A 9,045-nucleotide genomic window follows, 5' to 3' on the forward strand; every position below is an offset into this window, starting at 1 on the left:
CGCCGAACAGGAGCGGAGGAGCGTCAACCGGCTCAAGAGCCTCGATGGCATCAGGGTACTCGTCGTCGTTGTCGCCCCGATAGCTGAAACCGCCGGCATGCGCGCCGTCGCCCACCGGGGAGAACGCCTCGGTCAAGCCGATGCGCTCGTCCGATCCGTCGACGGGCGCCTGCGCGTCGCCCACGGGCGAGAAGGCCTCGGTGAGGCCGATGCGCTCGTCGGAGCGGTCGGAGGGGGTGCCTTTGGGTACGTTGGGAGCATGTTTGGGCATCGTTGAACCTTCCTGACAGGTGGAACGGGGGCGCTAGCGCAAGAACAGGTACCACGCGACGATCGCGACCACGCCCACCGCGGCGAGCGCAAGCACGACCTTCTGCGCAAGCGGCATCGGGGCAGCTTTGAGATCGTCCATCGTGGTTTCCCGATAGCCCTCGTTCCCGGCCTTCTCGCGCTTCGGCCGCGCGTCCTCGTCGGTCGAGGAGCCGTTCGCCGCAGCGGGCTCGGGCTCGGGCGCCGGCTCCTCTTCGCACGGCGATGCGGGGGCGGGATCAGCGGGCCGCGTCGGGCGCGCTCCCGCCTGGATGACGACGTCGTCCTCGTCGTCGGGCGTCACGGTAATATGGGAAAACTTGGGTTCGCCTGCAACCACGGATCGTCCTTTCACGTCAATGCGATTATAGATGATTATCCTAGCGTATGCCCTCGTCCAAATAATATCCATCGGGCGCGAAGCGCTTGCGGTACGTCATGAAGCAGGCCGTCACGATGGCGACGGTGTTGGCGGCCGACAGCATGAGCATGACGACGATCTGGTACTTCGCCGCCGACAGAGGATCGGCTCCCGCCAGCAGCTGGCCGGTCATCATGCCGGGGAACGTCACGATGCCCGCCGCCGACATGTTCGCCAGCACAGGCGTCATGCCCGCCCCGATGGCGGCCTTGAGCGAAGGCGCGGCGGCCTCGCGCGGCGTGGCGCCCAGGGCCGTGAGAGAGAACATCTCGCTTGCGCGCGCATCGAGGTCCGAGAACAGCCTGTCGATGGCCACCGCCACCGCGGCCATGGCGTTTCCCATGATCATGCCCACGATGGGAACCACCTGCCGCGCGTGGAACCACGGGTCGGCGCGCACGACGCCCTCCACCACGATGAACCCGACGACCAACGACGACACGAACAGCGACACGAACACGGAGGGGACGAGCCCGGGTATGCGGCTCTTCACCCGCGACACGGCTATCTGGGTGGCGGCTATCACCATGGCGGCCAGCACGAGCGCGACGAGCCACCAGGTTTGGAACTCGAACAGGTACGTCAGCAGGAACCCCGCGGCCAAAAGCTGCATGAAGCAGCGCACCGACGACACGACGATGCGCCTCGTCTGGCCGAGCTCCAACTTCCACGATACGAGCCCGGCCACCAGCATGAGGGCGCTCGCGGAGAACAGCTCGACGTAGCCGATGTCGACGACGCCCCCGCTCACGAGCGCGTCCCTTCCCCGTCGGCGTCGGCGCGCGACGCGTACGACAGCGCCCCGTCGCGCAGCGAGAAGGTGCCGCAGGCCACGCCGTCGGCAGCGCGGTGTCGGATGCGCAGACAAGCCATGCGATCGTCGACGAGCGATTTGGTCAGGCGCCCCACCGCGCGAGCCGACTCGTCGTCGAGCGCGGCGTCCACCTCGTCGAGCAGCAGCACCCGGGGCCGCGTGGCGAACGCGCGCAGCAGCGCGACGCGCGCGGCTTGGCCGCCCGACAGCTGCGCCGCGTTGCGGCCGAGCTCCACGTCGTGCAAGTCCGCCGCCTCCAGCAGGCGCTCGAGATCGCCGTCGGCCGGCGGCGCCGAGCCCGCGTTCACGGAAAGCGTCCAGGGAAGCAGCAGGTTGTCGCGCACGGTGCCGCCGACGAGCGCCGGCTGCTGCGGCACAAGGCACACGCGGCGGCGCCATTGCACCGGCTCGAACGAGGAGGACGGCGCGCCGTCCAAGAACAGCTCCCCGCCGTCGCGCGCCAGCATGCGGGCGCACACGCGCAAAAGCGTGGACTTCCCCGACCCGGACGGCCCCACGAGGTCGTACACGCCGCCGGCTTCGAGCGAAAAGCTCGCGCCCGACAACAACGTCGTGCGCACGCCGGCGCGCAGGTAGGAGGCGGTTATGTCCTCGGCTTGGAAAAGGCTCATGGAACCATAGTAGCACCCGGGCCCCGCAACGCATAGGCTGCGGGGCCCGAAGCCCGCAGGGCGCGCGCCTACTGCACGCCCTCGATGTGCGGGATGCTGGCGAAGCCGACCTCCAGCTCCTCGTCGGTGGGAACATGGTCGCTCATCTCGCCGCGGTTGTAGGCGTCGTAGGCTTTCATATCGAAATACCCCGTGCCCGTGAGGCCGAACAGAATCGTCTTCTCCTCGCCCGTCTCGGCGCAGCGGCGAGCCTCCTCCATGGCCTGGAAGATGGCGTGCGCGCTCTCGGGGGCCGGCAGGATGGTTTCGAGGCGCGCGAACTCGACGGCGGCGGCGAACACGTCGGTCTGCTTCACGGCGACGGCATCCATGTAGCCGTCGTGCTTCAGCTTCGACACGATGGGGCTCATGCCGTGGTAGCGCAAGCCGCCGGCGTGGTCGGGGCTGGGCAGGAAGCCGTTGCCCAGCGTGTACATCTTGGCCATCGGGCAGGTGCGGCCCGTGTCGGCGAAATCGTAGGCGTAGCGCCCGCGCGTGAGCGAGGGGCAGCTGGCGGGCTCGACGGCCACGAAGCGCGTGTCGGGACGCACGCCCTTGATCTTGTCGCGCATGAAGGGAGCCACGAGGCCGGCCAGGTTCGAGCCGCCGCCCGCGCAGCCGATGACCACGTCGGGGTACTCGCCCAGCTCCTCGAAGGCGGCGTAGCTCTCCAAGCCGATGACCGACTGGTGCAGCACCACCTGGTTAAGCACCGACCCCAGCGTGTAGCGGCCCTTGTTGCCGGGAATGTTGAGCGCGCGTTCCACGGCCTCGGAGATGGCCGTGCCCAGCGAGCCCGAGGAGTCGGGATGTTCGGCGAGCATCTTGCGGCCGATCTCGGTGGTATCGGACGGCGAGGGCGTCACGTGCGCATCGAACGTCTCCATGATGTTGCGGCGGAACGGCTTCTGCTCGTAGGAGCACTTCACCATGAACACGTCCAGATTGAGCCCGAAATGCGCCGACGCCTCGGCGAGCGCCGTGCCCCACTGGCCCGCACCCGTCTCGGTGGTGATGCCGTCGAGATCCTGGGCCTTCGCGTAATAAGCCTGGGCGATGGCCGAGTTCAGCTTGTGCGAGCCGGACGTGTTGTTGCCCTCGAACTTGTAGTAGATCTTGGCGGGCGTGCCGAGGGCCTTCTCCAGGTTGTACGCGCGGCACAAGGGCGACGGGCGGTAGATGCGGTACATCTCCAGCACCGGTTCGGGGATGTCGACGTAGGCCGTGTCGTCGTCCAGCTCCTGGCGCACCAGCTCGTCGCAGAACACGGAAGCCAGATCCTCGGGGCGCGCGACCTGGCCGTTCGGCAGCCGGATGGGCTCCGGCTTCTCCGGCATGTCGGCCCGCAGGTTGTACCACTGCGTCGGGATCTGGTCTTCGCGCAGGTACAGACGATGCGGTGCTTGTTCGGTCATGGTCGTTTCCTTTCCAATCGGTCGGTCCCGCGGCTTGCCCGCCGCGGATGTTCGCAGTCGGCTTCGGTTCGTGCAGCTCGCACGAAAAGAGCCCCCGGATCTCCGAGGGCTCTTCTGATAAGTATGTGTGCGTGAACAGAAGCCAGGGGACCCGGGATTAATGCGTTCTGCTCCACCACCATGCGCCGATACCCGGCGTCGCGAGGACGCTGGCAGCGCAAACGATGTTGGCGACAGGTTGCAAAGGGGAGCCTTTCATGCTCGGTTTCCGGGTACGCCCGCCAGTATAGCGCGCCGCGCAGCGAAATGCAAAGCGCGATTTTGGCCCGAATGCGCCGATAATCGTGCCGCTTGCGCCCGCCTGTTGCGCTGCCGCAGGCGCCTTTGGGCGGTTTTTCGCGCCGCAGACGGCCGATATTTGTTTCCATGGGGTAAATTACCTGGTACACAGTGCTTTATTGCACTAGAGTATGTTGATACGCTTTTTTGCTAGCATGCGCGAAAGCGTCAGCAAAGTCGCACGACTCGCTGGAGGGCCCCGTTCGACGCGGGGTGCGAGGGAAGGAGAACGACAAATGGAAGAAAGCAAGAACACGTTCAGCAGACGCCAGTTCGTCGAGCTGCTCGGCGTGTCTGCCGCAGGTTTCGGCCTGGTGAGCATGGCGGGCTGCAGCGGCGGCGACACGAGCGCGCCGGCTGCGAGCGGCGGCGACACGACGGGCGGCGGCGCGGCCGACGCCATCACGTACAGCCTCACGGCCGATCCGCGCGCGCTCGACCCGGCGTACTTCGACGACGGCGAGTCCGCAGTGGTCAGCTGCAACATCCACGAAGGCCTGTACCAGTACGGCGCCAAGGATGCGAAGGTCGCCCCGTGCCTGGCAGTCGATCTGCCCGAGATCTCGGACGACGGCAAGGTGTACACCATCAAGCTGCGCGAAGGCGTCAAGTTCCACGACGGCGCCGAGTTCAACGCGGAAGCCGTGAAGAAGTCCATCGAGCGTCAGCTCGAGCCCAACCGCAACTCCGACATGCCCTATGCGTCGTTCGTGTTCGGCGAGAAGGAGGCGGGCAACGGCGTCGAAACCGTCGAGGCCGTCGATCCCACCACCGTGAAGATCACCCTGCGCGCCGCGTCCACCCCGTTCCTGAAGAACCTGGCCATGGCGCTGGCCTCCCCCATCGTGTCCCCTGCGGCAATCGATGCCGCCACCCCCGGCCAGCCCATCGCCGAGCCCAAGGGCACGGGTCCCTACAAGTTCGTCGACTGGACGAAGGGCGCTTCGGTCACCCTCGTGGCTAACGACGAGTACTGGGGAGAAGCCCCGAAGGTCAAGAACCTCGTGTTCAAGATCATCGCCGAGGGCAACACGCGCCTGACCTCGCTCATGAACGGCGAGTGCGACATCATCTCGAGCGTCGACCCCTCGTCGGCCGACCAGGTGACCAGCAACGGCTTCGAGCTGTTCTCCGAGGACGGCATGACCATCAACTACATGGCGTTCAACACCGAGACCGGCCAGTGCACCGACCAGGAAGTGCGCAAGGCCGTCGCCCAGGCCATCAACGTCGAAGAGATGGTGCAGGCCATCTACGGCGACTACGCCACCGTGGCCAACTCGGTCATGCCCACCTGGATGGCCCCGTACGCCAAGGACGTCAAGCAGACGGCGTACGACCCCGAGGCCGCCAAGAAGACCCTGGCCGACAAGGGCATCACCTCGCTGCAGTGCATCACGTACACCACCGCGCGCCCCTACAACCAGAAGGGCGGCAGCCAGCTGGCCAACATGATCCAAGGCTACCTGTCCGAGGTAGGCGTCGACGTGAGCATCACCGAGTACGACTGGACCACCTACAAGACCAAGGTGCAGACCGATCCCTACGACATCTGCTTCTACGGCTGGACGGGCGACAACGGCGATCCGGACAACTTCATGAACCTCTTGGCCGACACGAACTGGTCCATGAACGTGGCGCACTTCCAGGACGACGAGTACAAGGCCCTCATCGCTCAGGGCGTCGACACGCCCGACGGCGATGAACGCGACGCCATCTACCTCAAGTGCGAGGAGATGGTTGCCGAGAAGCAGCCGTGGGTGCTGATCTCCCACTCCAAGAACCTGCTGGGCATCAACCCGAAGGTCAAGGACTTCTACTACCATCCGACGGGCGTTGCCTTCTTCAAGGGCGTATCCAAGGAAGCGTAAGCCTCTCGCTTCGCGCGGACGGGGCCGCTCGGCGTCGAGCGGCCCCTTTTTTGGGTTCTATTACCGCTCGGCATGGCGTTCTTGCCGTCAAACGAGAGCAAGTGCGCTACACTGTCATGCGATCTTTTTCGATCCACGACTGCACGTTCGGGCGAAACCGGACGCGCGCTCGAAGCCGAAGGCACTGCCTCCGGCTTCATTCCTGTTCGCTCGGCGCCGACACGCCGCCCGGACGGATCCCGGTAAAGAAAGGAGCAGCAGTTGCTCAAATACATCCTCAAACGAATCCTCATGGTGATTCCCGTTTTGCTGGGTGTGACAGTCATCATCTTTCTCATCACACGCGTGTTGGCCCCGGACCCGGCTCCGGTGGTTCTGGGCGAGCACGCAACGACCGAGGCGATGGCGGCATGGCGCGCCGACAACGGGCTGGACGATCCCATCTGGCTGCAGTACATCAACTTCATCGTCGGCGCGCTCCAAGGCAATCTGGGCACGTCGTACTACACCCACCAGCCGGTCACGGCCGAGATCGCGGCGCGTTTCCCCGCCACCGCCGAGCTGGCTATCTGCGCCATCATCGTGGCGTCGATCGTCGGCGTGGCCTTGGGCGTGCTGGCGGCAGTGAAGAAGAACAAGGCGGCCGACAACGTGAGCATGCTCATCGCGCTCGTCGGCGTATCGATGCCCATCTTCTGGTCGGGCATCCTGCTTATCCTGCTGTTCTCGGGCATCCTGCACTGGCTGCCGTCGAGCGGCCGCGTGTCGCCCCTCCTGCAACCGTCGGGAGGAACCGGATTCTTCATTCTCGACACCATCATGCAGGGCAACTGGGCCGGCCTCGCCGACGTGCTGGTGCACCTCATCCTGCCCACGTTGGCGCTGTCGCTGTACTCCATGGCCATCATCACGCGCATGACGCGCTCCAGCATGCTGGAGACGCTGAACGCCGACTACATCCGCACCGCGCGCGCCAAAGGCCTGTCGAAGGGCTCCGTCAACATCAAGCACGCGCTGCGCAACGCCATGCTGCCCGTGTCCACGGTCATCGGCCTGCAGTTCGGAAGCCTCTTGGGCGGCGCGCTGCTCACCGAGACGGTGTTCGCATGGCCCGGCATCGGCAAGTTCGCCGTCGACTGCGTGCTGAAGAGCGACTTCCCCGTCGTCCAGGGCATCGTGCTTCTGGTGGCGGTCATCTTCGTCATCATGAACCTCGTCGTCGACATCGTGTACGCCTACCTCGATCCCCGCATCAAGTACGGCGCGAAGGAAGAGGGGTGATCCGCATGGCGAAGAACAAGCTGCTCGCCACGGAGCCGGCCGGCGATGCCGCGCTGCTGAACGGCCAACCGGTCAAGGAGAAGCACGAGAGCATCTGGAAAGACGTGTTCGCGGGCATCGTGTCCAACAAGGCGTCGCTCGTCAGCGGCATCTTCATCCTGATCCTGGCCGCCATCGCCATCGTCACGAAGCTGGCGCCCGGCATCCTGCCCTACGACCCGTACGCGCAGAACCTCGGCGAATCGCTGCTGGGGCCCTCGGCGCAGCACTGGTTCGGCACCGACATCCAGGGCCGCGACATCTTCTGCCGCGTGCTCGTGGGCACGCAGATCACGCTGACCGTGGGCCTGGCCGCCGTGGCCATCTCGCTCACCGTGGGCGTCATCCTGGGCTCCATCGCCGGCTACAAGGGCGGCAAGTGGGACACCGTCATCATGCGCATCATGGACATGATGCTGGCCATCCCCTCCATCCTTCTGGCCATCGCCATCATGGCGGCGCTCGGGCCCGGCATCGAAAAGGCGGTCGTGGCCATCGGATTGGTGGCCATCCCCGAATACGCGCGCATCGTGCGCTCCGAGATCCTCTCCATCAAGGAGAACGATTACGTGGCCGCCGCGCGCGTCATCGGCGATTCCAACTTCAAGATCGTGTTCAAGCACGTGCTTCCCAACGTGCTGCCGTCCATCATCGTCCGCGCCACGCTGGGCATCTCCACGGCCATCCTCGACGCAGCCGCCCTCGGCTTCCTCGGCTTGGGCGTGCAGCCGCCTGCCGCCGAATGGGGCGACATGCTGGGCCGCGGGCGCAACGAGCTGTTCCGCGCGCCTTGGCTCATGATATTCCCCGGCCTGGCCATCACGCTGACCGTGCTCGCGTTCAACCTCCTGGGCGACGGCGTGCGCGACGGTCTCGACCCCAAAGCAAGGAAGAGGTGATCCCGTGCTTCTTTCGGTGAAGAACCTCTCAACGGAGTTCCCCGTCAAGAAGGGCATCGTCCGCGCCGTCGAAGACGTGAGCTTCGACGTGGATCAAGGCGAGATCCTGGCGATCGTGGGCGAGTCGGGTTCCGGCAAGTCCGTGACCAGCCTGTCCATCATGGGTCTTTTGGCCGAGCCGGGACACGTGGCCGGCGGCTCCCTGGAGTTCGAAGGCAAGGACCTCGCAACCCTGTCCGAGAAGCAGTACCGCGAACTGCGCGGCAACGACATGGCGATGATCTTCCAGGAGCCCATGACCTCGCTCAACCCGGTGTACCGCGTGGGCAACCAGATCGTGGAGGCCATCCGCACCCACGAGAAAGTGTCGAAGGCCGAGGCGAAGGACCGTGCCGTCGACCTGTTGCGCAAAGTGGGCATCCCCAGCCCCGAGGCACGCATCAACGACTACCCGCACCAGATGTCGGGCGGCATGCGCCAGCGCGTGATGATCGCCATGGCGCTGGCCTGCAACCCGAAGCTGCTCATCGCCGACGAGCCGACGACGGCCCTCGACGTGACCATCCAGGCGCAAATCCTCGATCTGCTGCGCCGCCTGCGCGACGACACGGGCATGGCCGTGCTGCTGATCACGCACGATCTGGGCGTGGTGTCGGAGACGGCCGACCGCGTGGTGGTCATGTACTGCGGCCAGGTGGTGGAGGAAGCCGAGGTGCGCACGCTGTTCGACCACCCGATGCACCCCTACACGCTGGGCCTGCTGAAGTCCATCCCCCGCCTGGAGGACGACGATTCGAAGCGCCTGTACATGATCAAGGGCATGGTGCCGAACCCGTTGGAGATGCCGCCGGGCTGCCATTTCTCAGACCGCTGCGACTCCTGCATGGACATCTGCCGCACGAAGGTTCCCGAGCTTGTGGACGTCGACGGCCATAAGGTGCGCTGCTTCCTGTACGAGAGCGCCGACGGAGAAGTGAAGAGCGAGG

General features: G+C 65.6%; 8 protein-coding genes and 1 pseudogene. 4 read left to right on the forward strand and 5 right to left on the reverse strand.

Annotated features, from left to right (window positions below; all coding sequences use genetic code 11):
- The 5 genes and pseudogenes from ACMO6A_RS03960 to ACMO6A_RS03980 all read right to left on the reverse strand — a co-directional run.
- A pseudogene (locus ACMO6A_RS03960) lies at positions 1–271 on the reverse strand (histone-lysine N-methyltransferase); the annotation flags it as partial.
- A gap of 33 nt (positions 272–304) precedes the next feature.
- Complete coding sequence (locus ACMO6A_RS03965) at positions 305–649, reverse strand: hypothetical protein (protein WP_009304651.1); 345 nt, start codon at positions 647–649, stop codon at positions 305–307.
- 40 nt (positions 650–689) lie between these two features.
- Entirely contained in the window at positions 690–1,481 is a 792-nt protein-coding gene (locus ACMO6A_RS03970; RefSeq protein WP_009304652.1) for an ABC transporter permease, read from the reverse strand.
- Entirely contained in the window at positions 1,478–2,176 is a 699-nt protein-coding gene (locus tag ACMO6A_RS03975) for an ABC transporter ATP-binding protein (RefSeq protein WP_009608316.1), read from the reverse strand. Before ACMO6A_RS03975 ends, ACMO6A_RS03970 begins: the two co-directional genes overlap by 4 nt.
- 68 nt (positions 2,177–2,244) lie before the next feature.
- Positions 2,245–3,630, reverse strand: a complete 1,386-nt coding sequence (locus ACMO6A_RS03980; RefSeq protein WP_009304655.1) for a TrpB-like pyridoxal phosphate-dependent enzyme — start codon at positions 3,628–3,630, stop codon at positions 2,245–2,247.
- Between the two features lie 575 nt (positions 3,631–4,205).
- On the opposite strand from ACMO6A_RS03980, the gene ACMO6A_RS03985 reads away from it, so the two are divergent.
- The 4 genes from ACMO6A_RS03985 to ACMO6A_RS04000 form a co-directional block, all read left to right on the forward strand.
- The gene (locus ACMO6A_RS03985; protein ID WP_009304656.1) at positions 4,206–5,840 is read left to right on the forward strand and encodes an ABC transporter substrate-binding protein; all 1,635 of its coding nucleotides are present in this window, start codon (positions 4,206–4,208) and stop codon (positions 5,838–5,840) included.
- Between the two features lie 261 nt (positions 5,841–6,101).
- Positions 6,102–7,121, forward strand: coding sequence for an ABC transporter permease (locus tag ACMO6A_RS03990; RefSeq protein WP_009304657.1), 1,020 nt, complete (start codon positions 6,102–6,104; stop codon positions 7,119–7,121).
- Between the two features lie 5 nt (positions 7,122–7,126).
- Positions 7,127–8,059, forward strand: coding sequence for a nickel transporter permease (gene nikC, locus ACMO6A_RS03995; protein WP_015760477.1), 933 nt, complete (start codon positions 7,127–7,129; stop codon positions 8,057–8,059).
- A 4-nt stretch (positions 8,060–8,063) separates the two neighbouring features.
- Positions 8,064–9,045: ABC transporter ATP-binding protein (locus ACMO6A_RS04000; RefSeq protein ID WP_418470814.1), on the forward strand; the 982-nt coding region annotated here is incomplete at its 3' end.

The organism is Eggerthella sp. (assembly GCF_048329335.1).
GTDB classification, from domain to species: domain Bacteria; phylum Actinomycetota; class Coriobacteriia; order Coriobacteriales; family Eggerthellaceae; genus Eggerthella; species Eggerthella lenta.

Coding starts and splice junctions, on each gene's coding strand:
- ACMO6A_RS03975 (WP_009608316.1), bottom strand. CDS start 2,176: ATGAGCCTTTTCCAAGCCGAGGACATAACCGCCTCCTACCTGCGCGCC.
- ACMO6A_RS03980 (WP_009304655.1), bottom strand. CDS start 3,630: ATGACCGAACAAGCACCGCATCGTCTGTACCTGCGCGAAGACCAGATC.
- ACMO6A_RS03985 (WP_009304656.1), top strand. CDS start 4,206: ATGGAAGAAAGCAAGAACACGTTCAGCAGACGCCAGTTCGTCGAGCTG.
- nikC (WP_015760477.1), top strand. CDS start 7,127: ATGGCGAAGAACAAGCTGCTCGCCACGGAGCCGGCCGGCGATGCCGCG.